Annotated in this window: 20 protein-coding genes; 11 read left to right on the forward strand and 9 right to left on the reverse strand. The window is 74.7% G+C overall.

Annotation, left to right across the window (positions count from 1 at the left end; all coding sequences use genetic code 11):
* Positions 1 to 52: 52 nt before the first annotated feature.
* Entirely contained in the window at positions 53 to 1183 is a 1131-nt protein-coding gene (locus ET471_RS17310; protein WP_129190385.1) for a D-alanine--D-alanine ligase family protein, read from the reverse strand.
* A 68-nt stretch (positions 1184 to 1251) separates the two neighbouring features.
* Between ET471_RS17310 and ET471_RS17315 the strand changes: the two genes are divergently transcribed.
* Both ET471_RS17315 and ET471_RS17320 read left to right on the forward strand, forming a co-directional pair.
* Positions 1252 to 2400: an acyl-CoA dehydrogenase family protein gene (locus ET471_RS17315; protein WP_129190387.1), complete on the forward strand. Its 1149-nt coding sequence runs from the start codon at positions 1252 to 1254 to the stop codon at positions 2398 to 2400.
* A complete protein-coding gene (locus ET471_RS17320) occupies positions 2397 to 3428 on the forward strand; it encodes an L-threonylcarbamoyladenylate synthase (RefSeq protein ID WP_129190389.1) in 1032 nt (343 codons plus the stop codon). Before ET471_RS17315 ends, ET471_RS17320 begins: the two co-directional genes overlap by 4 nt.
* A gap of 6 nt (positions 3429 to 3434) precedes the next feature.
* Here ET471_RS17320 and ET471_RS17325 read toward each other — a convergent pair whose 3' ends face one another.
* Positions 3435 to 4724, reverse strand: coding sequence for an MFS transporter (locus ET471_RS17325; RefSeq protein ID WP_129190391.1), 1290 nt, complete (start codon positions 4722 to 4724; stop codon positions 3435 to 3437).
* A gap of 71 nt (positions 4725 to 4795) precedes the next feature.
* Here ET471_RS17325 and ET471_RS17330 point away from each other — a divergent pair, with 71 nt between their 5' ends.
* From ET471_RS17330 to ET471_RS17350, 6 genes are all read left to right on the forward strand, one after another.
* Positions 4796 to 5809: a GlxA family transcriptional regulator gene (locus tag ET471_RS17330; RefSeq protein ID WP_129190393.1), complete on the forward strand. Its 1014-nt coding sequence runs from the start codon at positions 4796 to 4798 to the stop codon at positions 5807 to 5809.
* Positions 5810 to 5872: 63 nt separating this feature from the next.
* On the forward strand, positions 5873 to 7063 hold the full coding sequence (locus ET471_RS17335) for a trans-sulfuration enzyme family protein (RefSeq protein ID WP_129190395.1): 1191 nt from the start codon (positions 5873 to 5875) through the stop codon (positions 7061 to 7063).
* Positions 7064 to 7193: 130 nt separating this feature from the next.
* Entirely contained in the window at positions 7194 to 7862 is a 669-nt protein-coding gene (locus ET471_RS17340; protein ID WP_129190397.1) for an AMIN-like domain-containing (lipo)protein, read from the forward strand.
* Positions 7863 to 7947: 85 nt separating this feature from the next.
* Positions 7948 to 8565, forward strand: coding sequence for a PadR family transcriptional regulator (locus ET471_RS18285; protein WP_342586056.1), 618 nt, complete (start codon positions 7948 to 7950; stop codon positions 8563 to 8565).
* Positions 8562 to 9287, forward strand: coding sequence for an ABC transporter ATP-binding protein (locus tag ET471_RS18290; protein WP_207207298.1), 726 nt, complete (start codon positions 8562 to 8564; stop codon positions 9285 to 9287). The genes ET471_RS18285 and ET471_RS18290 overlap by 4 nt, the downstream gene beginning before the upstream one ends.
* On the forward strand, positions 9284 to 11971 hold the full coding sequence (locus tag ET471_RS17350; RefSeq protein WP_129190399.1) for an ABC transporter permease: 2688 nt from the start codon (positions 9284 to 9286) through the stop codon (positions 11969 to 11971). Before ET471_RS18290 ends, ET471_RS17350 begins: the two co-directional genes overlap by 4 nt.
* Before the next feature lie 19 nt (positions 11972 to 11990).
* On the opposite strand, the gene ET471_RS17355 is transcribed toward ET471_RS17350, so the two are convergent.
* From ET471_RS17355 to murA, 4 genes are all read right to left on the reverse strand, one after another.
* Positions 11991 to 12887, reverse strand: coding sequence for a macrolide 2'-phosphotransferase (locus tag ET471_RS17355; RefSeq protein ID WP_129190401.1), 897 nt, complete (start codon positions 12885 to 12887; stop codon positions 11991 to 11993).
* Between the two features lie 25 nt (positions 12888 to 12912).
* Positions 12913 to 13914, reverse strand: a complete 1002-nt coding sequence (locus ET471_RS17360) for an NAD(P)H-dependent glycerol-3-phosphate dehydrogenase (RefSeq protein ID WP_129190403.1) — start codon at positions 13912 to 13914, stop codon at positions 12913 to 12915.
* Entirely contained in the window at positions 13911 to 14666 is a 756-nt protein-coding gene (locus ET471_RS17365; RefSeq protein WP_129190405.1) for a lysophospholipid acyltransferase family protein, read from the reverse strand. Before ET471_RS17365 ends, ET471_RS17360 begins: the two co-directional genes overlap by 4 nt.
* Before the next feature lie 141 nt (positions 14667 to 14807).
* A complete protein-coding gene (gene murA / locus ET471_RS17370) occupies positions 14808 to 16124 on the reverse strand; it encodes a UDP-N-acetylglucosamine 1-carboxyvinyltransferase (protein ID WP_129190407.1) in 1317 nt (438 codons plus the stop codon).
* Positions 16125 to 16420: 296 nt separating this feature from the next.
* On the opposite strand from murA, the gene gdhA reads away from it, so the two are divergent.
* Complete coding sequence (gene gdhA / locus ET471_RS17375; RefSeq protein WP_129190409.1) at positions 16421 to 17758, forward strand: NADP-specific glutamate dehydrogenase; 1338 nt, start codon at positions 16421 to 16423, stop codon at positions 17756 to 17758.
* Between the two features lie 73 nt (positions 17759 to 17831).
* On the opposite strand, the gene ET471_RS17380 is transcribed toward gdhA, so the two are convergent.
* Positions 17832 to 18287: a MarR family winged helix-turn-helix transcriptional regulator gene (locus ET471_RS17380; protein ID WP_129190411.1), complete on the reverse strand. Its 456-nt coding sequence runs from the start codon at positions 18285 to 18287 to the stop codon at positions 17832 to 17834.
* Between the two features lie 60 nt (positions 18288 to 18347).
* On the opposite strand from ET471_RS17380, the gene ET471_RS17385 reads away from it, so the two are divergent.
* Positions 18348 to 19904, forward strand: a complete 1557-nt coding sequence (locus ET471_RS17385) for an MFS transporter (RefSeq protein WP_129190413.1) — start codon at positions 18348 to 18350, stop codon at positions 19902 to 19904.
* Between the two features lie 30 nt (positions 19905 to 19934).
* Here ET471_RS17385 and ET471_RS17390 read toward each other — a convergent pair whose 3' ends face one another.
* Complete coding sequence (locus ET471_RS17390) at positions 19935 to 20528, reverse strand: sugar O-acetyltransferase (protein ID WP_129190415.1); 594 nt, start codon at positions 20526 to 20528, stop codon at positions 19935 to 19937.
* Positions 20529 to 20612: 84 nt separating this feature from the next.
* Between ET471_RS17390 and ET471_RS17395 the strand changes: the two genes are divergently transcribed.
* Complete coding sequence (locus ET471_RS17395) at positions 20613 to 21155, forward strand: pyridoxamine 5'-phosphate oxidase family protein (protein WP_129190417.1); 543 nt, start codon at positions 20613 to 20615, stop codon at positions 21153 to 21155.
* A 37-nt stretch (positions 21156 to 21192) separates the two neighbouring features.
* On the opposite strand, the gene nrdG is transcribed toward ET471_RS17395, so the two are convergent.
* A complete protein-coding gene (gene nrdG, locus ET471_RS17400) occupies positions 21193 to 21837 on the reverse strand; it encodes an anaerobic ribonucleoside-triphosphate reductase activating protein (RefSeq protein WP_129190419.1) in 645 nt (214 codons plus the stop codon).
* Positions 21838 to 21840: the final 3 nt, after the last annotated feature.

Here is a 21840-nt window from a genome sequence, read left to right on the forward strand (position 1 = left end):
CGACCTGGAGCGGAACCGCCGACCCGACGCGCTCAGCGCAGGCCCGATCCGCTCAGCGCAGGCCCGTCGGGCGCTCCAGGGCGAGCTGGATGAGCTCGTCGACCAGGTCCGGGTAGGCGATGCCCGTCGCGGCCCACATGCGCGGGTACATCGAGAACGGCGTGAACCCGGGCATGGTGTTGATCTCGTTGACGATGACGCGCTCGTCGGGCGTGACGAACACGTCGACGCGCGAGAGGCCCTCGGCGCCGACGGCGTCGAACGTGCGCACGGCGATGGACCGCACCTGGGCGACCACCTTGTCGGGCAGGTCGGCCGGGCACGTGAGCTGTACGGCGGCCTCGTCGAGGTACTTGGCCTCGAAGTCGTAGAAGGCGTGCGCGTCGTGGTTCACCACGATCTCGCCCGGCAGCGACGCCCGGGCGGGGCCGCCGTCGCGCCCGCCGAGCACGGCGCACTCGATCTCGCGGCCCTCGATGCCCTGCTCGACGACCACCTTGGGGTCGTGCCGCTGCGCCTCGGCGACGGCCGCGGGCAGGTCGGCGAGGTCGTCGACGCGCGTGATGCCGAGCGACGACCCCGCGCGGGCCGGCTTGACGAACACGGGCAGCCCGAGCCGCTCGACGGCCGCGACGGCCTCCTCGCGGCGAGTCTCCCAGTCGCGAGGAAGGATCACCGTGTACGGGCCGACGGGCAGGCCCTGCCCCTCGAGCACGAGCTTCATGAAGTGCTTGTCCATGCCGACGGCGCTGGCCAGCACGCCCGCGCCGACGTAGTGCACGTCCGCGAGCTCGAGCAGGCCCTGGAGCGTGCCGTCCTCGCCGAACGGCCCGTGCAGCAGGGGGAAGACGACGTCGACCTCGCCCAGCACCGCGGGCACCTCGCCGGGCTCGAGGACGCGCAGCGTGCGCTCCCCGGCGGTCAGCGAGAGGATCACCTCGGCGCCGTCGTCGGCCGTCACCTCGGGCAGCGTGCCGCCGGTGATCTCCCAGCGGTCGGGCTCGTCCGCGGCGACCACCCAGCGGCCGTCCTTGGTGATGCCCACGGGGACGACGTCGTACCTGGTGCGGTCGATGGCGCGCAGCACCCCGGCGGCCGTGGCGGCGGAGATGGCGTGCTCCCCGGAACGGCCTCCGAAGAGGAGGGCGACGCGGACACGGCGGGGTGCGGGCTGCTCGGACATCGGCCCCGACCCTACCGGAGTCGGCGGCGTTCCCCTCCGGCCCGCGGCGGCGGTGATAGGAAAGGCTCATGCCGAAGCGACTCCTGGACGAGGACCTGCTGCTGACCATCCGCGGGCGGGCCGCCGGCCACGACCAGGCCAACGACTACTTCGACGACGACCTCGCCGACCTCAAGGCGGCGGGCTACCTCGCGGCCCTCGTGCCGACGGACCTCGGCGGTCCCGGCCTGGGCCTGCGGGACCTCGTCCACGAGCAGGCGCGCCTGGCGGGTGCCGCGCCCGCGACCGCGCTCGCCGTCAACATGCACCACGTGTGGACGGGCGTCGCCCGGTTCCTGCACGACCGCGGCGACGCGTCGATGGACTGGCTGCTCGAGGAGGCCCGCGACGGCGAGGTGTTCGCGTTCGGGTACTCCGAGGCGGGCAACGACCTGGTGCTGCTGGGCTCGCGCACGCAGGCGAAGCCCGACGGCGCGGGCGGCTACACGTTCCACGGTCGCAAGATCTTCACGTCCAACTCCCCCGGCTGGACGCGCCTGGGCACCATGGGGCTGGACGACACCGACCCGGACCACCCCGTCGTCGTGCACGCGTTCGTCACGCGCGACGGCGGCGGCTTCGAGATCCTCGACGACTGGGACACCATCGGCATGCGCGCCTCGCAGTCGCGCACCACGGTGCTGGACGGCGCCCACGCCCCGGCGGACCGGGTGATGCGCAAGGTCGCGCCCGGGCCGTCCCTGGACCCGTACGTGCTCGGCATCTTCACGAGCTTCGAGCTGCTCACCGCGAGCGTCTACGCGGGCATCGCGGACCGGGCGCTCGAGCTCGCCGTCGAGACGGTGACCAAGCGCACCTCGATGAAGACCGGCAAGGCGTACGCGCAGGACCCGGACATCCGCTGGCGCATCGCCTCGGCGGCCCTGGCCCAGGACGGCATCTGGCCGCAGTTCGACCAGGCCGCGGGCGCGATCGACGCGGGCGCGGACCTGGGCGCCGCCTGGTTCCGGCAGACCGCCGGCATCAAGGTGCGCGCCACCGAGACGGCCCGCTACGTCGTCGACGAGGCGATCCGCTCCTCGGGCGGGTCCACGTACTTCAACCGGTCCGAGCTCGGTCGTCTCTACCGCGACGTGCTCGCCGGCATCTTCCACCCGTCCGACGACGAGTCCGCGCACGCCACCGTCGCGCAGTCGCTGCTGGGGCCGCTCGAGTGACCGCCCTGCTCCACGCGTCGCGCCCCGAGGACGTCGCGGCGGCCGCGGCGATCCTGCGCGACGGCGGCATCGCCGCCCTGCCCACCGAGACCGTCTACGGGCTCGCCGGCAACGCCCTGGACGCCGGCGTCGTCGGCGCGATCTACGCGGCCAAGGGCCGCCCGTCGGACAACCCGCTCATCGTGCACGTCGCCTCGGTGGACGACCTTCCCCGCGTGGTGCGCGAGGTCCCCGCCACGGCGCGCGCGCTCGCCGACGCCTTCTGGCCCGGGCCGCTGACGATGGTGCTCCCGCGCCGCGACGTCGTGCCCGACCGCGTGACCGCGGGCCTCGACACCGTGGCCGTGCGGGTGCCCGACCACGAGGCGTTCCGCGCGGTGCTGCGCGCCGCCGGCGTCCCGCTGGCCGCGCCGTCGGCCAACCGGGCCGGCTCCCCCAGTCCCACCACGGCCCAGCACGTGCTGCACGACCTCGACGGCCGCATCCCCGCGGTGCTCGACGGCGGCCCGTGCACGGTGGGCGTCGAGTCGACGGTCGTCGACCTGACGTCGACGCCGCCGCGCCTGCTGCGGCCCGGCGGCGTCTCGCTGGAGCAGCTGCGGGCCGTGCTCGGGGAGGTGGACGTCGACCCCGCCGTCGCGGGCGAGCTGGCGCCCGACCAGACGCCGGGGTCGCCCGGCATGAAGTACCGGCACTACGCCCCGGCGGCCCCGGTCCTCGTCGTCGAGGGCGACGTCGCCGACGCCGCCGCCTGGGTGCGCGCGCAGCCCGAGCGGCACCCCGCCGTGCTGTGCTTCGACGAGGAGGCCGACGCGTTCGCCGGGCTCGACGTGGTGACCTACGGCTCCGCGACCGACCCGGCCAGCCTCGCGCGCGGCCTCTTCGACGCCCTGCGGACCGTCGACCGGCCCGAGGTCACGCGCGTCTTCGCGCGCTGCCCGGCCGACGACGCGGGCCTCTACCGCGCGGTCCGCAACCGGCTCCTCAAGGCGGCGGCGTTCCGGGCGGTCCGGGCCCCGGGACGCTGAGGGCGGCTACGCGGGCGCCCCGGGGCGCGCGAGCCGGCGCACCAGCAGCGACATGAGCGCGGCCCCCGCGCAGAGCAGCCCGGCCCCGTACCAGACGCCGTCGTAGGTGCCGGTCGCGTCGCGCACGACGCCGCCGACCCACGCGACCAGCCCCGCCCCGACCTGGTGCGCGGCCAGCACCCAGCCGAACACGATCGACGCCTCGTCGCCGTAGTGCTCGCGGCACAGCGCCATCGTGGGCGGCACCGTGGCCACCCAGTCCAGGCCGTAGAACACGATGAAGAACACCATGGGCGGCTCGACGTGCGGCCCCAGCAGCGACGGCAGCGTCATGAGGGCGACGCCGCGCAGCGTGTAGTAGACGCCCAGCAGCAGCTTCGGCGAGACGCGGTCGGTGAGCCAGCCCGAGAAGATCGTCCCGGCGATGTCGAAGATACCGACGACCGCGAGCAGGGACGCGCCCATCGTCATCGACATGCCGTGGTCGTGGGCGGCGGGGACGAAGTGCGTCTTGACCAGGCCGTTCGTCGACGCACCGCAGATCGCGAACGCTCCGGCGAGCAGCCAGAACGCGCCCGTGCGCGAGGCCCCCGTCAGCGCCGTGACGGCGCGCCGGGCCGCCCCGGTGCGCGGCAGGGGTCGCGGCTCGACGACGTCGGAGCCGTACGGCGGCACGCCCGCGTCGGCGGGGTGGTCGCGCATCGCGAGCAGCACGAGCGGCACCGCGAGCGCCGCCGCGACGGCGACCGTCACGGACGCGGAGCGCCAGCCGTGCGCGCCGATCATCCAGCTCAGCAGGGGCAGGAACACGAGCTGCCCGGACGCGGACGCCGCGGTGAGCACGCCGCTGACCAGGCCCCGGCGTGCGACGAACCACCGCTGGGTGACCGTCGCGGCGAACGCGGGCGCCATGCAGCCGGTGCCGAGGCCGACGAGCACGCCCCAGCCGAGCACGAGCTGCCAGGCCGCCGTCATCCAGATCGTCGACACCGCCCCTCCCGTCACGACGGCCAGCGCCACGACGAGCACGGGCCGGATGCCGAACCGGTCCATGAGCGCGGCCGCGAAGGGCGCGGTGAGCCCGTAGAGGGCGAGCTGCACGGAGACGCCCAGCCCGATGGTGCCGCGCGACCAGCCGAGCTCCAGGTGCAGCGGGTCGACGAGCAGCCCCGGCGCGGACCCGAACGCGGCGGCCGCGACGATCACGAGGAAGCTGACCAGGGCCACGCCCCAGGCGGGGTGGACGCGCCGGTGCGGGGCGAGGCGTGCGGTGCGGGAGGCGGCCGTCGGTGTCACGGGGACGATCCTGCGCGAACGCTCCCACCCGCACGAGTGGCCCGGTGGTCACGGTTCGATAGGATCTGGCCATGACGTACCTCCCGGACATGACGCTCCGGGGCACGACGGAGCCTGGTCGCCACCGCGTCGTCGTCCTGGTCCAGGACGGGTTCATCCCGTTCGAGCTGGGCATCCCCCACCGCATCTTCGGGCGCGCCCGCGACGCCGCGGGGCGCTTCCTCTACGACGTCGTGACCGCGGCCGTGACCGGCCCCGGGCCCGTGCGCTCGGACAGCGACGTCGTCGTCCTGGCCGAGCACGGGCCGCAGGCGCTGGCCGAGGCGGACACGCTCGTGGTCCCCGCGTCCTACCTCCAGGGATCGGTGCGTGACGACGGCCACCTCACGCCCGAGCTCGAGGCGGCGCTGGCGCACCTGCGCCCGGGCACGCGGCTCGTGTCGATCTGCCTCGGCAGCTTCGTGCTCGCCGCCGCGGGGTTCCTCGACGGCCGGCCGGCCACCACGCACTGGGCCGACGCCGAGCTCATGGCCCGCCTCTTCCCGCGCGTCGACGTGCGCCCCGACGTGCTCTACATCGACGACGGCGACGTGCTCACCTCCGCGGGCGTCGCCGCGGGTGTCGACCTGTGCCTGCACGTGGTGCGGCGCGACCACGGGGCGGCCGTCGCGGACGAGGTGGCCCGGCGCACCGTCGTCCCGCCCCACCGCGACGGCGGCCAGGCGCAGTACGTGCGCCGCACGGTCCCGGCCGCCGCGGCGGCGGGCACGGGCGCGGCGCGCGCCTGGGTGCTCGACCACCTGGCCGACCCGCTCCCGCTGGCCGACCTCGCGGCCCGGTGCTCCATGAGCGTGCGGACGTTCACGCGTCGCTTCCGCGACGAGACCGGGCAGAGCCCCGGCGCGTGGGTCGTCGCGCAGCGCGTCGAGGCCGCCCGGAACCTCCTGGAGGGCACGGACCTGGGCCTGGACCAGGTCGCGGCACGCTGCGGCTTCGGCACGGGCCAGTCCCTGCGCGCGCACCTGCAGGCCGCCCTGGGCGTGACGCCCACGCAGTACCGCAGGACGTTCCGCCAGGCCGCGTGACGGTCCGCGCGGTGCGACCGCACAGCGTCCGGGGCGCCCAGGACCGGGCCGTAGGCTGCGACCATGCCGTCGCACGAGGACCTCAGCCCTGCCACCGTCGCCGTCGCCGCGGGGCGCCCGCCGCGCGTCCAGGGCGGGCCGGTCAACGCGCCCGTGGTGCTCAGCAGCACCTACGTGTCGCAGGGCGACCCCGGCGCGGACCTGCTCTACGCGCGCATCGGCACCGAGACGTGGCGGCCGTTCGAGGAGGCCCTCGGGCGGCTCGAGGGCGCCGCGCACCCGGCGGTCGTCTACGGCTCCGGCATGGCCGCCGTCGCCGCCGCGCTGTCGCTCGTCCCCGACGGCGGCGTGCTCGTCGTGCCGCGCCACGCCTACCAGGTGAGCCTCGGCTACGCGGACGACCTCGCGGCCCGGCACGGCGTCGAGGTGCGCCGCGTCGACATCGCGGAGACCGCGCAGGTCGTCGCCGCGCTCGAGCCCGCGGGCTCGCGAGCCCCCGGAGCGCAGCAGGCAGAAGCGTGGGGCCCGGGCGCCGCCGACGTCGCGCTGATCGAGTCGCCCACGAACCCGATGCTCGAGGTCGCTGACCTGCCCGCGCTCCTGTCCGCGGCACGCGAGCGCGGCGTGACCACCGTCGTCGACAACACCTTCGCCACCCCGCTCGGCCAGAACCCCCTCGCGCTCGGCGCCGACGTCGTCCTGCACTCGGTGACCAAGTACCTCGCCGGGCACTCCGACGTCGTCCTCGGGGCGTGCGTGACGAACGACCCCGAGCTCGACGCGCGGCTGCGCGCCTACCGGACGATGCACGGCTCCATCGCCGGGCCGATGGAGGTGTGGCTGGCGCTGCGCGGGCTGCGCACGCTGGCGCTGCGCGTCGAGCGCGCGCAGGCCAACGCGGCCGTCATCGCGGAGCGCCTCGCCGCGCACCCGGCCGTCGCCGAGGTGCGGCACCCGTCGCTGCCCGCCGACCCCGGGCACGAGCGCGCCAAGGCCCAGATGCGCGGCTTCGGCGCGATCGTCGGCCTGCGCCCCGTCGGCGGTGCCGAGGCCGCGGACGCCGTCGTCGCCGCCCTGCGGCTGTGGGTGCCGGCGACGTCGCTGGGCGGCGTCGAGTCGACGCTGGAGCGCCGCCGCCGCTTCGCGACCGAGTCGCCGACGGTCCCCGAGGACCTGCTGCGGATGTCCGTGGGGATCGAGGACGTCGAGGACCTCTGGGCCGACCTGGACCAGGCGCTGCGCTCGCTGGGGTGACGCCGCCCGCGCAGGTCACGGTCTGGCGACGAGCCCGTCGGCGGGCGCCCGCCGGCCTGCCGACGCGCTCCGCCGCGGCTACCGTCGTCTCATCGGACGAGCGCAGGCTCGCGGACGAGCGGAGTTTCCCATGGCGGCCAGGACCAGGGCGTTCACGGCGGCAGGTGCGCTGGCGCTGACCCTCGCGCTCGCGGGGTGCGCGGGCTCGGGCGACGAGCCGCCGGCCAGCCCCGGCCCGAGCACCCCCGCGGCGTCGGAGGCCTCGTCGCCGACGCCCACCGCGACCCCGGGCGACGAGGCGACGACGCCGGCACCGACCGGCACCGCCGACGACCCCAGCGCCGACGACCCCAGCGCGGACGTCCCGTTCGCCGATCCCACCACGGTCTCGGAGGCCGAGCCCGCCGACGGCGCCATGCTCACCGTCACCGACGTGCGGGCCGCGAGCCACGGCACGTTCGACCGCGTCGTCTTCGACCTCGGCGGGACCGGGACGCCGGGCTGGCGGGTCGAGTACGTCGACCAGGCCCTCGACGACGGCTCCGGCCTGCCCGTCGACGTCGACGGGGACGAGGTGCTCCAGGTACGCATCTCGGGCACGGGCATCCCCGCGGACACGGGCGTCACGGAGTTCTCGGGCGCGACCGTCGACCTCGACGGCGAGTCGGTCGAGGAGGTCGTCTACCGCTTCGTCTTCGAGGGGTACACGACGGCGTTCGTCGGCACGGACGACCGCACGCCGTTCCGCGTCTTCACGCTGGACAACCCGACGCGGCTGGTGGTCGACGTCGAGCACTGACGTCGGGCGCTGACGTCGAGCACGTCGCCTCTTGACACATACCCGGTATGCACTAGCCTCTCGCTCGAGAGCATACCGAGTATGCATGGTTCGGGAGGTCACGGTGTCGGTGCGGATGGGGATCCTGGAGCTGCTCGCCGAGGAGCCGATGTACGGCTACCAGCTGCGGAGCGAGTTCGAGCGCCGGACGGGCGGCGCGTGGCCGGTGAACGTCGGCCAGGTGTACACGACGCTCCAGCGCCTCGAGCGCGACGGCCTCGTGGAGCCGGTGCCCGACGCTCACGAGCACGACACCGACCCCTACCGGCTCACGGACGCCGGGCGCGCGGCGGCCGACGCGTGGTGGACGGCTCCGGTCGACCGCGGTGCCCCCGTGCGCGACGAGCTGGCCATCAAGCTCGCCCTGGCCGTCTCCGCGCCCGGCGTCGACGTGCGCGCCGTCGTGCAGGGGCAGCGCAAGGAGTCGCTGCGCGTGCTGCGCGACTACACCCGCCTCCAGGCCGAGGCCGCCGGTGCGCCGGACCCGGACCTCGCCTGGGCGCTCGTGCTCGACCGTCTCGTGTTCGACCTCGAGGCCGAGCTGCGGTGGCTCGACCACGTCCAGGGCCGGGTCCAGGCCGCGGCCCGGCGCCGCGCGGCACGCCCCGCCGGACTCGTGGGACCTGCCGACGCCGCGACCGAGCGCACGGAGCAGGTCCGTTGAGCGCGGCCCTGCGCCTGCGGGCGGTGAGCCGGGTGCACGGCTCGGGCGCCGGCCGGGTCGAGGCGCTGCGGGCGGTCGACCTCGACGTCGCGCACGGCGAGCTCGTCGCCGTCATGGGCGCGTCCGGGTCGGGCAAGTCGACGCTCCTGCACCTCGCCGGCGGCCTCGACACCGCGACGTCCGGCCAGGTGCTCGTCGGCGACGTCGACCTCGGAACGCTCCGGTACGACGAGCGGGCGGCGCTGCGGCGCACGTCCGTCGGGTACGTGTTCCAGGACTTCAACCTCGTCCCGGTGCTGACCGCGGCCGAGAACGTCGCCGCGCCGCTCGAGCTCGACGGCGTCCGGGCGGGCCGGGCGCGCAGCCTCGCGCACGCCGCCCTCGCCGTCGTCGGCCTGGACGGGCTGGGCGACCGGATGCCGCACGAGCTGTCGGGCGGACAGGCGCAACGGGTCGCGATCGCACGGGCGCTCGTCGGTCCGCGGCGGCTGCTGCTCGCCGACGAGCCGACCGGAGCGCTCGACTCCGCGACGGGCACCGCCGTCATGGGCCTGCTGCGCGACCGCGTGGAGGCCGGGGCGGCCGCCCTGGTCGTCACGCACGAGCCGCGGTTCGCCGCGTGGGCCGACCGCACCGTGTTTCTCGCCGACGGCGAGGTCGTCGACACCCTCGACGCCGCGGCCGGGCCGGAGGCCCTGTTCGGCGCGGGCACCGCGCGATGAGCCGGCTTCGGTTCACCGCGCGCCTCGCGGTCCGCGACCTCCTGCGCTCGCGCGGCCAGGCCGCGCTCGTCCTCGCGACCATCGCCGTGCCCGTGCTGGTGGGGGCGGCGGCGACGACGACGGCCCGCTCCCTGGACCTCACGGAGACCCGGCAGCTCGACGCGACGATCGGGCCGGCGGCGACCGCCTGGGTCGACGCCTACCAGCGGCCGGGGCTCGTGCAGAGCCCCACCGGGTCCGTCCGGACCGACGACGCCGCAGCCCCGGCGGTGCCCCCGACGCTCGCCGCCTACGAGACCGCGCTCGCCCGCGTGCTCGGTACCCCCGACGACGTGCACCGCATGCTGGTGGCGTCGCCCCGCTGGACGGGCGAGGACGGCCGGTACCGGGACGGCGGCTACCTGATCGAGACGGACCTGACGGTGCCCGACGTGGCGGCGGCGTTCCCGCTGGCCGCCGGGCGCGTCCCACGGGAGCCGGGCGAGGTCGTCGTGGACCACGCGCTGGCCGACGCCCTCGACCTCGACCCCGGTGCGACGCTGACGGCGACGCCGCCGCCGGGCACGGCGGGCGTCGACGTCGCGGCGAGCCGAGTGAGCGTGGTCGGCGTCCTGCGCCCGGTCCCCGGCGCCGCCGACCGGATGGCCGCCGTGGGGCTGCCCGGTACCGCCGCACGGGTCCCGGCGACGCTGGGCGACGCCTCCCAGGGGTCGGTCCGGTGGATCGTCACGGGCCCGCCGGTGACCTGGGAGCAGGTGCAGGCCGTCAACGCGCTCGGGTCCGTCGTGCTCTCGCGCGAGGTGATCGCCCGGCCGCCGTCGGCCGGCCAGGTCGCCTTCCCGGGCGACGCGACGGCGACGAGCGACCAGGACCGCGCGCTGTACGTGATCCTCGGCGCAGCCGCCGTCGCGCTCGCCGCGCTCATGGTGGCGCCGGCGTTCGCCGTCGCGGCGCGGCGCCACCGGCGGGAGCTCGGCCTGCTGTCGTCGGTCGGCGCGCAGGGGCGCGACCTGCGCCGCGTCGTCGTGCTGCAGGGCGTCCTCGCGGGCACCGTCGCGTCGGTGGCGGGGGCTGCGGGCGGGATCGGCGTCGCGGCGGCGATCCGTGGTGTGACCCTGGCGGCAGGCAGCGTCGCCATGCCCGACCTGCGGCTGAACGGTGCGGCCCTGGCGCTCCTGGTAACGAACGGCATCGTCTCCCCCACCCTGGCGGCGTGGTGGCCCGCGCGGCAGGCCGCCCGGGAAGACCCCGTCGCCGCCCTGACCGGCCGCCCCTCGGTCGGCGGCGTCCCGCGCGAACGACGCCGCGCCCTCACGGTCGCCGCCCTCGCCGTCGGGGTGCTGCTCAGCGGTGCCGGCGTGACGGCCTCCGCGCCCGTGCTGCTCGGTGTCGGCGCCCTGACGCTGCTCGGTGGCGTTCTCGGGTCGCTCGGCCGGATCGTCGGTCTGCTCGCCCGCCTCGCGCCACGCCTCGCCACGCCCGCGCGATACGCGCTGCGCGACGCCGACCGCCGCCGGTCGCGCACGGTGCCCGCCGTCGCGGGCGTGCTGGCCGCCGTCGCGCTCGCCGTCGGCGCGGCAGGCTTCTCCGCCTCGTACGACGCGCACGGGCGAGCGGTCTACGACGCGCCGTCGGGCGTCGGGACGGTGCGCGTCGCTGCACCCGCGGCCGACGCCGGCCCCGACGCGACCACCCCGCGGCAGTGGGCGGCGCTGGGCGACACCCTGACACGCGAGCTGCCGGGCGGCCCGGTCGTGCCGGTGCGGGTGGGGCTCAGCGCGAACGCCAGCTCCCCGGTGTGGCTCGACGTCGCGTGGGTCGGGGGCACCGCGCCCTCCGTCCCGCCGCTCCGCGTCTACCCGGCCTCGTGGGTGCCCGCCGCCGACCCGAACGCGCCGCTCGTCGACGACGGGACGCTCGTCGCGCGGCTCGGGCTGCCGGGCAGCGCCGAGGCCGCCGCGGCGCTCGCCGCCGGCCGGGTCGTGGTGCGCTGGCCGCAGCAGGTCACTCCCGAAGGGACGGCGCGGATCGGCGTCGGCCACGCCGCCGTCCCGAGCGCGGTCGAGGTGCCGGCGACCGCCGTCGACCTGGGCAGCGACCGGCTGCGCGTCATCGTCCCGCCGACGCTGGCCGACCGGCTCGCGCTGCGCACCGTGCAGGAGGGGCTGCTCGCACCGTCCACGCCGCTGCCCGACGTGGACGCCGAGCACGCGGCGCTCGCCGCGCTCGCCGCCGTCGTGCCCGGCGTCGAGATGGCGGTGGAGCGAGGGCCGCGGTCGGACGGGGGTGCCTGGACGCTCGCCCTCGCCCTGACGGCCGCGGTGCTCGCGGCCGCCGCGGCGGGGACGTGCGTCGCGCTCGCCGCGGCGGACGTCCGGCCCGACCTGGCGACGCTCGCCGCGGTCGGGGCCCCGCGGCGGGTCCGGCGCGGGCTCGCCGTCGCGCACGCCGCCGTGATCCTGGTGCTCGGCGTCGGGGCCGGCGCGGTGCTCGGCCTGGCGTTCGCCTGGGCCGCCGTGGCGGGACGCCGGTTCGGCCTGCACGGCGTGGACCCCACCTGGTCGTTCGTGTGGCCGTGGCCCGTGCTGGCGCTGCTCGTGCTCGCGATCCCCGCGGTCACGCTCACCGGCGCCTGGCTCCTGACCCCGGCGCGCCTGCCGCTGACCCGCCGGCTCGCCGGGTGACGGCTCGTGGGAACCCCGGTCAGCGCTCCGGGTTCAGCATCGCGGCGGCCGCGTCGCGGTCGTCGCCGGCGCCCGTCGTCAGCGCGAAGAGCGCGTAGCCGATCGGGGACGCCTCCCACAGGCGCCGGGCCTGCGTGGCCAGCCCGGCGTGGACGTGCCCGCCTGCCTGCTCGTAGGCGGCCAGGGTGGCCCGCAGCATCTCCTCGCCCGCGGCGCCGTACTGGGCGGCGAGGTCCCGGGCGGGGTCGTCCACCCGGGCCGTCGTCCAGTCCAGCACCCCCGTGATCGCGCCGTCGTCGGCGAACAGCACGTGGGCCGGGTAGATCTCCCCGTGCGTCATCACGGTCGTCGCCGGCCAGCAGAGGTCGTCGTCGAGCCAGGCCTGCCACGCGTCGGCCAGCCCACGGGCGACGGTGAACTCGCCCCGCACGCGGGCGACGTCGTCGGCCCACGCCTGACGCACCTGCGCGGGGCTGCGCACCTCGACCCCGGCCACGGCGGCCCGGTCGGCGCCGATGCCGTGCAGACGGGCGAGCAGCCGGCCGAGACGCTCGGCGTAGTCCGGGCTCGCGGGGTCCATGTGCCACACGGGCACGGCCCCGTCCATCGTCAGGCCGGGCGACCCGGGCAGGGCCGGGTACGCCAGCAGGTCCCGCTCCCGCACCCGCCAGTCCGGGACGGCGACGCCGACGGCGGCCAGGACGGGCGCGACGAGGCCGAGGATGCGCGCCTCGGCGGCCTGGCCCTCGGAGACGTCGGCGCGGCGCGGGAGGCGCAGTACCCACCGCTGCCCGCCGTCGTCGTGGGCCATGACGACCTGGTAGTCGAGTCCCGCCTCGTTGACATGGGCGGTCGCGGCGTCCAGGTGGAGACCGTGGGAGGCGGCGAGGGCGACGGCGTCGTCGATCGTGCTCATGGGGCTACGTTCTCACCCCGCGACGTCAGACGCCTTCCGCCTTCTGCGGCCGCGCGAGCAGCATCGGCCCGAGGTCCTGGACCGGCATCGCCCCGGTGACGACGGCGACGACGCCCGCGGTGATCGGCATCTCGACGCCGTGCTTGGCCGCGAGCTCCAGCACCGACTGGGACGACTTGACGCCCTCCGCGGTGCCGCCCGTCGCGGCGATCGCCTCGTCGAGCGAGAGGCCCTGGCCGAGGTGGCTGCCCACGGTGTGGTTGCGGCTCAGCGGCGACGCGCACGTGGCGACGAGGTCGCCCATGCCCGCCAGGCCGGCGAAGGTCTCGGCGCGCGCGCCGAGGGCCACGCCCAGGCGGGTCATCTCGACCAGGCCGCGGTTGATGAGCGTCGCGGCCGTGTTCCAGCCGTATCCCATGCCCTGGGCGATGCCGACGGCGAGCGCGATGACGTTCTTGACCGCGCCGCACAGCTCGATGCCGACGACGTCGTCGTTGGTGTACGGGCGGAAGTAGGAGTTGCCGCACGCGGTGGCGACCAGGCGCGCCGCGTCCTCGTTGGTCGACGCGACGACGGTCGCGGTCGGCTGCCCGACCGCGATCTCCTTGGCCAGGTTCGGCCCGGAGACGACGACGATGCGGTCCTCGGGGACGCCCAGCGACTCCGCGACGACCTCGCTCATGAGGCGGTCCGTCGACAGCTCGACGCCCTTCATGAGGGAGACGACGACGGCGTCGGGCTCGATGAGCGGCGCGAGCGGCGCGAGCGCGCCCCGCGCCACCTGGGACGGGATCGCGACGACGACGATGCCGGCGCCCGCGAGCGCCGCGGCCGGGTCGGTGGTGCCCGTGATGCCGGCCGGCAGGTCGATGCCCGGCAGGAACTGCTCGTTGCGGTGCTGCTCGTTGACCGCGGCGGCGACGGACGCCTCACGGCTCCACAGCCGCACCTCGCGGCCGGCGTCGGCGAGGACCTTGGCGAACGTGGTGCCCCAGGCACCGGCTCCGAGGACTGCTACAGGGGTCACGGGCGCTCCACGGGCGGGTAGGTCGTCTGCTTCTTCTTGTGCTCGGGGTGCAGCCGCAGGTCGAAGCGGGCCGCGGGGGCCTGCTCGCCACGGATCACCTCGAGCTCGCGCGTGATGGCGCCCATGACGCGGCTCGTGGCCTCGCGCAGGGCTGCGGCGTCGGTGGGACGGTCGTACAGGTCCGACAGGTCCACCGGAGCCCCGACGCGCACCTGGACGCGCTTGCGCCCGATCAGGTGCGGCACGCGGGCGTAGCGGGCCAGGATGTCCCCCGCGCCCCACTGGGCGATCGGGACGACCGGCTGACGGGTCGCGAGCGCGAGCCGGGCGAGGCCCGTCTTGCCCTCCATGGGCCACAGGTCCGGGTCACGCGTGAGGGTGCCCTCGGGGAAGATCGCCACGCACGCGCCGCCCTCGAGCTGCGCGCGCGCGTCCTCGAGCGAGCGGCCCGCCTCGGTGGTGCCGCGATCGACGGGGATCATGCGCGTGGCGCGCAGCAGCGAGCCGATCACCGGGGTGGTGAACAGGCCCCGCTTGGCCAGGATGCGCGGCTCGTACCCCTGGTCGTAGAGGAAGTGCGCGAAGGTCAGCGCGTCGAGCTCGGTCGCGTGGTTGGCGGCGGCGATGAACCCCCCGGTGCGGGGCAGGTTCTCCGTCCCGGTCCATTCGGGCTTGGACACCGCGAACATCAGATGACGGACGAGCCAGGCGACCGCACGGTACGCGCGGGACTCGGGACGGGCGATGGGCACGAGGCGAAAGCCTACCCGGGCGGCTCGCGCACGAGGGTCGCCGGGCCCGCCACGGCGACCCTCGCCGGCGGCGGCCGCCGGGCGGAGCAACGGCGACGGGCCCTGCGCACCGGGTGCGCAGGGCCCGTCGTCGGCAGGGCGTCAGTCGCGGGAGACGTCCGCGCCGAGCGCGACCAGCTTGTCCTGGAAGTTCTCGTAGCCGCGGTCGATGAGGCTGATGCCGCGCACGGTGGACGTGCCCTTGGCCGCGAGCGCCGCGATGAGGTGGGAGAACCCGCCGCGCAGGTCGGGCACCTCGATGTCGGCGGCGCTCAGCGGCGTGGGGCCGGAGATGACGGCGGAGTGGTGGAAGTTGCGCTGGCCGAAGCGGCAGTCGCCGCCGCCCAGGCACTCCTTGTAGGTCTGGATGGTGGCGCCCATCTGGCGCAGCGCCTCGGTGAACCCGAAGCGGTTCTCGTAGACGGTCTCGTGCACGATCGACAGGCCGGTGGACTGGGTGAGCGCGACGACGAGCGGCTGCTGCCAGTCGGTCATGAAGCCGGGGTGCACGTCGGTCTCGAGCACGATCGGGTGGAGCTCGCCGCCCGGGTGCCAGAACCGGATGCCGTCCTCCTTGACCTCGAACTTGCCGCCGACCTTCCGGAACGTGTTGAGGAACGTCATCATCTCGGGCTGCGTGGCGCCCTTGATCATGACGTCGCCACCCGTGGCGAGCGCGGCCGACGCCCAGGACGCGGCCTCGATGCGGTCGGCCAGGGCGGTGTGGTTGTAGCCCTCGAGCCGGTCGACGCCCTCGATGCGGATGACGCGGTCGGTGTCGACCGAGATGATGGCGCCCATCTTCTGCAGGACGGCGATGAGGTCCATGATCTCGGGCTCGATGGCGGCGTTGCGCAGCTCGGTGATGCCCTCGGCGCGCACCGCGGTGAGCAGGAGCTGCTCGGTCGAGCCGACCGACGGGTACTCGAGCGTGAACTTGGTGCCGCGCAGGCGCTCGGGGGCGCGCAGGTGGATGCCGTTGGGCTTCTTGTCCACGACGGCGCCGAACTGGCGCAGGATGTCGAGGTGGTAGTTGATCGGCCGGTCGCCGATCCGGCAGCCGCCCAGGTCGGGGATGAAGGCCTCGCCGAGGCGGTGCAGCAGCGGGCCGCAGAACAGGATCGGGATGCGGCTGGAGCCCGCGTGCGCGTCGATGTCGGCCATGTGCGCGGACTCGACGTTCGACGGGTCGAGGTCGAGGATGCCGGCGTCGGTGTCGTACTTGACGTTGACGCCGTGCAGCTCGAGGAGGCCGGAGACGACGCCGACGTCGCGGATCTGGGGGACGTTGCGCAGCACGCTCGCCGTCTCTCCGAGGAGAGACGCCACCATCGCCTTGGAGACGAAGTTCTTGGCCCCGCGCACCGTGATCGTGCCCTCGAGCGGGTTGCCCCCGTTGACGTACAGCAGGTCGTTCATCAGCTCGTTGCGTCCTGTCCTCGGCGTGGTGCCGGTGTACCGGCCGGTCGATCCTCCCCCTCGGGATCCTGTGGTGCCAACACGCTGGCACCGCCGGTTGATTCCGTTCACCACGTTTCCACATCCTCGTCGCGGCGACCTCGCGGACGTACCGCATCCTGAGATCACCACCTCGGGATGCGGACCGCTTCCTAGTGTGTCTGCTAGGCGCGCCACGCGATCGCGGGGCGCCAGGCCGTCGCCCCACCCCACGCCGAGCCGTAACGTCGGCGGGTCGGATCAACCCGGAGGTACGTATGGATTCCCAGCTTCAGTCGGTCTACGACACGATCCTGCATCGCAACCCCGGAGAGGCCGAGTTCCACCAGGCGGTACGCGAGGTCTTCGAGTCGCTCGAGCCGGTGCTGCGCAAGAAGCCCCAGTACGTCGAGGCCGCCGTGCTCGAGCGCATCTGCGAGCCCGAGCGCCAGATCATCTTCCGTGTGCCGTGGGTCGACGACGCCGGCCACGTGCGCATCAACCGCGGCTTCCGCGTCGAGTTCAACTCGGCGCTCGGCCCGTTCAAGGGCGGCCTGCGGTTCCACCCCTCGGTGTACCTGGGCATCGTGAAGTTCCTCGGCTTCGAGCAGATCTTCAAGAACTCGCTCACGGGCATGCCCATCGGCGGCGGCAAGGGCGGCTCCGACTTCGACCCGCGCGGCAAGTCGGACGGCGAGGTCATGCGCTTCTGCCAGTCGTTCATGACGGAGCTGTACCGCCACATCGGCGAGTACACCGACGTGCCCGCCGGTGACATCGGCGTGGGCGGCCGCGAGATCGGCTACCTGTTCGGCCAGTACAAGCGCATCACCAACCGCTACGAGTCGGGCGTGCTGACCGGCAAGGGCCTCACGTGGGGCGGCTCGCTCGTGCGCACCGAGGCCACCGGCTACGGCGCCGTCATGTTCGCCGAGGCCATGCTCGCCACCCGGAACGACGGCTTCGACGGCCGCACCGTGACGGTCTCGGGCTCGGGCAACGTCGCCATCTACGCCATGGCCAAGGCCCAGCAGCTCGGCGCCAACGTCATCGCCTTCTCGGACTCCTCGGGCTACGTCGTCGACGAGGCCGGCGTGGACGTCGACCTCGTCCGCCAGATCAAGGAGGTCGAGCGCGGCCGCGTCGCCGACTACGTCGCCCGCCGCCCCGGCTCGCGCCTCGTCACGGGCGGCTCGATCTGGGACGTGCCGACGCACATCGCGCTCCCCTGCGCCACGCAGAACGAGCTCGACGAGTCGGACGCCAAGACGCTCGTCGCCAACGGCGTCGTCGCGATCGCGGAGGGCGCCAACATGCCCGACACCCCCGACGCCGTCGCGCTGCTCCAGGACGCCGGCGTGCTGTTCGGCCCGGGCAAGGCCGCCAACGCCGGTGGCGTGGCCACGTCGGCGCTCGAGATGCAGCAGAACGCCTCGCGCGACTCGTGGACGTTCGACTACACCGAGGAGCGCCTCCAGCAGATCATGACCGGCATCCACGACCAGTGCGTGGAGACTGCCGAGGAGTACGGCGCGCCCGGCAACTACGTGGTGGGCGCCAACATCGCCGGCTTCACCAAGGTCGCGGACGCGATGATCGCGCTCGGCGTCATCTGATCCTCACCCTCACGCGGCCCCGGTGCACCACGGCGCACCGGGGCCGCGTCGTACCCGGGTCCGCGCCGGCTCGTCAGGCCCGCGGCCAGTGGGACTTCCTCCGGCGCTCCACCGCGAGGTTGAAGCGGTCGAGGAGCGTGGCGAACGCGTCCAGGTCGCCGGCGGACCAGTCCCCGGCGATGCGTTCGATGCCGGCGACGCGGGCGGCGCGCTCTTCCTCGAACGCCTGGCGCCCCGCCGCCGTCGGGCGGAACTTGCGGGCGAGGCCGCCCGCCGGATCCGGGATGCGCTCGGCCCAGCCCTCCCGCACGAGCGCGGCGGTCTGCCGGTTCATGGTCGAGGTCTCGAGCCCGATCGCGCCGGCCAGCTCGGCGATGCTCATCGGGCCGCCGGCGTCGAGGCACGCCAGCAGCAGGTAGGCGCTCTGCGTGAGCGTCGCGCCCGTCCGCCGGCCCCCGCTCATGCCCAGCAGGTGGCGCGAGAAGACCAGCCCGCCCTGCTCGATCCTGCCAGCCGGTGCCTCAGACATGACTCTCCCGTCGTCCGTCGTACTGTACCATGCATATGCATAATGCACATAGGAGGTCGCATGTCTCAGGCACTGGCGCAGGACGAGGGCTCGGGAGCGCTGCCCGGCGGATCGCTGCCCGACGAGGAGCTGCCCGACGAGGAGCCGCTCGCCGAGGTGCTCGAGCCGGGGCGCCGTACCGGGCCGGTCGTCGCGGTCCTGGCCGCGACCGGCATCGTCGTCTCGCTCGCGCAGACTCTGGTCGTCCCGATCATCGCGAGCCTGCCGGAGATCTTCCGCACCGACGCGTCCAACACGTCGTGGATCATCACCGTCACGCTCCTCGTCGGAGCCATCGCGACCCCGGTGACCGGACGGCTGGGCGACCTCTACGGCAAGAAGAAGCTGCTGCTCGTCGCGATCGTGCCGTTCATCGTCGGATCCGTGGTGTGCGCGCTGTCCACCACCGTGGGCCCGATGATCGTCGGCCGCGGGCTCCAGGGCCTGGGCACCGGCATGATCCCCCTCGGCATCTCGGTGCTGCACGACGTGCTGCCCAAGGACAAGGCCGGGTCGGCGATCGCCCTCATGAGCGCCTCGATGGGCATCGGCGGGGCGCTGGGCCTGCCGCTCGCCGCCGCCGTCAGCGAGTACGCCGACTGGCGCGTGCTCTTCTGGGCCACCGGAGCAGCCGCCGTGCTCGCGTTCCTCGCGATCCTGTTCGTCCTGCCGGTGCACGACCCCCGCGGGCACCACCGGGGCTTCGACCATGCCGGCACCCTCGGGCTGGCGGTCGGGCTCGCGGCCCTCCTGCTGTCCGTCTCGAAGGGCGCCGAGTGGGGCTGGGGCTCCGGCCTGACGGTCGGCGGCTTCGTCGTCGCCGTCGTCGTGCTGCTCGCGTGGGGCTGGTACGAGCTCCGGCACCGGCACCCGCTCGTCGACCTGCGCACGACGGTGCGACCCGTGGTGCTCCTGACGAACGTCGCCTCGATCTTCGTCGGCTTCGCGATGTACGCGATGAACCTCATCCTCCCGCAGGTCATGGAGTACCCCGTCGAGCTCGGGTTCGGCCTCGGCCAGTCCATGCTCGGCATGGGCCTGTGGATGGCGCCGACGGGCCTGGCCATGATGGCGGTCTCCGCGCCGGGCGCCCGGATCTCCCGGACCCGCGGGCCGAAGGTCACGCTGGCGGTCGCAGGCGCCGTGATCGCCGTCGGCTACGGCATCTGCGCGCTCGTCCTGGGGACCCTCGGCAACCGCGACCTGGGCCCGGCGGACTCGACGACCGTGCTGTGGACGCTCGTCCTCCTCGCGCTCGGCGCGACCGTCGTCGGCTGCGGAATCGGCTTCGCCTTCGGCTCGATGCCCGCGCTCATCATGAGCTCCGTGCCCGCCCACGAGAAGGCCGCGGCGAACGGCTTCAACTCGCTGATGCGCTCGCTGGGCACCACGTCCTCCGCGGCGGTCATCGCCGTCGTGCTCGCCCAGCTGGTCCAGCAGGTCCAGGGCCGCACCGTGCCCACCGTCAGCGGGTTCATCGTCTCGCTGGCGATCGGCTGCGGCGGCGCGCTCGTCGCCCTGGTCCTCGCCCTGGCGATCCCCGGGAACCCCGGGCGCGGGCAGTCCGCCGGGCACTGAGCGGCGCCCGCCACGCGGTCACCGTGCCCGCTACGCGGTCACCGGCCCCAGGTGCCGCACCACCCGGGCGGGGTTGCCGACCGCCACGACGTTCGCCGGGAGGTCCTTGACGACGACGGCGCCCGCGCCGACCACGGTGTTGTCCCCGATCGTCACGCCCGGCCCGACGACCACGCCGCCACCCAGCCACACGTTGTCCCCGATCGTGATCGGCAGCGCCGCCTCGAGCTTGTCGCGGCGCGGCGCCGGGTCCACCGGGTGGGTGGGCGTCAGCAGCTGGACGCCCGGGCCGATCTGGCAGTCCTCGCCGATCCGGATCGCCGCGACGTCGAGCGCCGTGAGGTTGTAGTTGACGAACGTGCGCGCCCCGACGTGCAGGTTCTCGCCGTAGTCGACGAACAGGGGCGGCTTGACGTACGCGCCCTCCCCCAGCGTGCCGAGCAGGTCGGCGAGGATGGCGCGGGCACCGTCGTCGGCGGCCACGTCGGCGCGGTAGTACTCGTCCGCGAGGCGCTGGCCCCGCTTGGCGAGCCGCTCGTTCTCGGGATCGTCGGCGATGTAGAGGTCGCCGGCGAGCATGCGCTCGCGGTTCGTGCGCGGGTCGCCGGCGAAGTAGTCGGTCATGTCGCGATCGTAAGGACGACGCCGCCCTCCCACCGGCTGAGACCGACCTTGCCCTCGGCGTCGGTGGGCTGGAAGCCTGGTGGGATGGCCCAGCAGTACGACCGGATCAGCGACCGGCTCGCGGAGTTCATCGCGGCGCAGCACGTCTTCTTCGTGGGCACGGCGGCGCGCGACGGGCGCGTCAACGTCTCGCCGAAGGGGCTCGACTCGCTGCGCGTGGTCGGACCGAACCGCGTGGTGTGGCTCAACGGGACGGGCAGCGGCAACGAGACCGCCGCGCACCTGCGGGAGGTCAACCGCATGACGCTCATGTTCTGCTCGTTCGAGCGGCAGCCGCTGATCCTGCGGCTCTACGGGACGGCGACCGAGGTGCAGCCCGACGAGCCCGCCTGGCACGAGCTGTCCGGGCTGTTCCCGCCGATGCTCGGGGCGCGTCAGGTGTACGACGTCGCCGTCGACCTGGTGCAGACGTCCTGCGGGTACGGCGTGCCGTTCCTGGAGTTCGCCGGCGAGCGTCTGCTCATGGCGTCGTGGGCCGAGAAGAAGGGGCCCGACGGGCTGCTGGACTACCAGCGCGAGAAGAACGCGGTGAGCATCGACGGGTTCCCGACGGGGCTGCGGGCCTGAGCCGGGCGGCCGGGCCCGAGCCCGGCCCGAGCCCGGCTCAGAGCCGCGGCCAGGCGACCGCCTCGCCCGCCGCGAACGACGCCGGCACGTCGAGCACCCGCTGGTTCGTCGAGCCGCGGAACCGCAGCGTGAGGTCCTTCCGGTCCTGCCGGAACGGGCCGTCCACGAGCACGTCGACCTGCTCGAGCAGGGCCTGCTGCTGCGGGTGCCCCGCCGTCGTGAGCTGCTCGAACGTGAAGCCCGTCCAGCACCAGACGTCCTTGCCGGGCAGCGCGGCGCGGACGCGCTCGACCAGGCGGAGCAGCACGGGCGTGTTGAGCATCGGCTCACCGCCCAGCAGGGACAGGCCCTGGACGTAGGGCTTCGCGAGATCCGCCAGGACGCGGTCCTCCAGGGCGTCGTCGTACGGCGTGCCGAGGCGGAACGACCAGGCGGCCTCGTTGAAGCAGCCCGGGCACTCGAACAGGCAGCCGGACACGTAGAGCGCGCAGCGCACGCCCTCGCCGTCGAGCGCCGTGAACGGCTTGTAGTCCGCGATGTACGCCTGGCTGACGACCGTCGGGTCCCAGCGGTCCGAGGGCGTCTGCGGGGCGTTGCGGGCGGCGGTGCGACCCACCGTCGCGGACAGGTCCGCGGTGAGCGGGCTCGGCAGACCGCGGTCGGCGAACGCGCTGGTCGTCATACG

The organism is Xylanimonas protaetiae (assembly GCF_004135385.1).
Classification (GTDB): Bacteria; Actinomycetota; Actinomycetes; order Actinomycetales; family Cellulomonadaceae; genus Xylanimonas; species Xylanimonas protaetiae.

What these genes read in the sequence shown, in the direction of transcription:
- ET471_RS17380 (WP_129190411.1), bottom strand. Translation starts at nt 18,287, where the DNA reads ATGTCTGAGGCACCGGCTGGCAGGATCGAGCAGGGCGGGCTGGTCTTC.
- ET471_RS17340 (WP_129190397.1), top strand. Translation starts at nt 7,194, where the DNA reads ATGGCGGCCAGGACCAGGGCGTTCACGGCGGCAGGTGCGCTGGCGCTG.
- murA (WP_129190407.1), bottom strand. Translation starts at nt 16,124, where the DNA reads ATGAACGACCTGCTGTACGTCAACGGGGGCAACCCGCTCGAGGGCACG.
- ET471_RS17335 (WP_129190395.1), top strand. Translation starts at nt 5,873, where the DNA reads ATGCCGTCGCACGAGGACCTCAGCCCTGCCACCGTCGCCGTCGCCGCG.
- nrdG (WP_129190419.1), bottom strand. Translation starts at nt 21,837, where the DNA reads ATGACGACCAGCGCGTTCGCCGACCGCGGTCTGCCGAGCCCGCTCACC.
- ET471_RS17330 (WP_129190393.1), top strand. Translation starts at nt 4,796, where the DNA reads ATGACGTACCTCCCGGACATGACGCTCCGGGGCACGACGGAGCCTGGT.
- gdhA (WP_129190409.1), top strand. Translation starts at nt 16,421, where the DNA reads ATGGATTCCCAGCTTCAGTCGGTCTACGACACGATCCTGCATCGCAAC.
- ET471_RS17385 (WP_129190413.1), top strand. Translation starts at nt 18,348, where the DNA reads ATGTCTCAGGCACTGGCGCAGGACGAGGGCTCGGGAGCGCTGCCCGGC.
- ET471_RS18285 (WP_342586056.1), top strand. Translation starts at nt 7,948, where the DNA reads ATGGTTCGGGAGGTCACGGTGTCGGTGCGGATGGGGATCCTGGAGCTG.
- ET471_RS17310 (WP_129190385.1), bottom strand. Translation starts at nt 1,183, where the DNA reads ATGTCCGAGCAGCCCGCACCCCGCCGTGTCCGCGTCGCCCTCCTCTTC.
- ET471_RS17390 (WP_129190415.1), bottom strand. Translation starts at nt 20,528, where the DNA reads ATGACCGACTACTTCGCCGGCGACCCGCGCACGAACCGCGAGCGCATG.
- ET471_RS17395 (WP_129190417.1), top strand. Translation starts at nt 20,613, where the DNA reads ATGGCCCAGCAGTACGACCGGATCAGCGACCGGCTCGCGGAGTTCATC.
- ET471_RS17315 (WP_129190387.1), top strand. Translation starts at nt 1,252, where the DNA reads ATGCCGAAGCGACTCCTGGACGAGGACCTGCTGCTGACCATCCGCGGG.
- ET471_RS17350 (WP_129190399.1), top strand. Translation starts at nt 9,284, where the DNA reads ATGAGCCGGCTTCGGTTCACCGCGCGCCTCGCGGTCCGCGACCTCCTG.
- ET471_RS17355 (WP_129190401.1), bottom strand. Translation starts at nt 12,887, where the DNA reads ATGAGCACGATCGACGACGCCGTCGCCCTCGCCGCCTCCCACGGTCTC.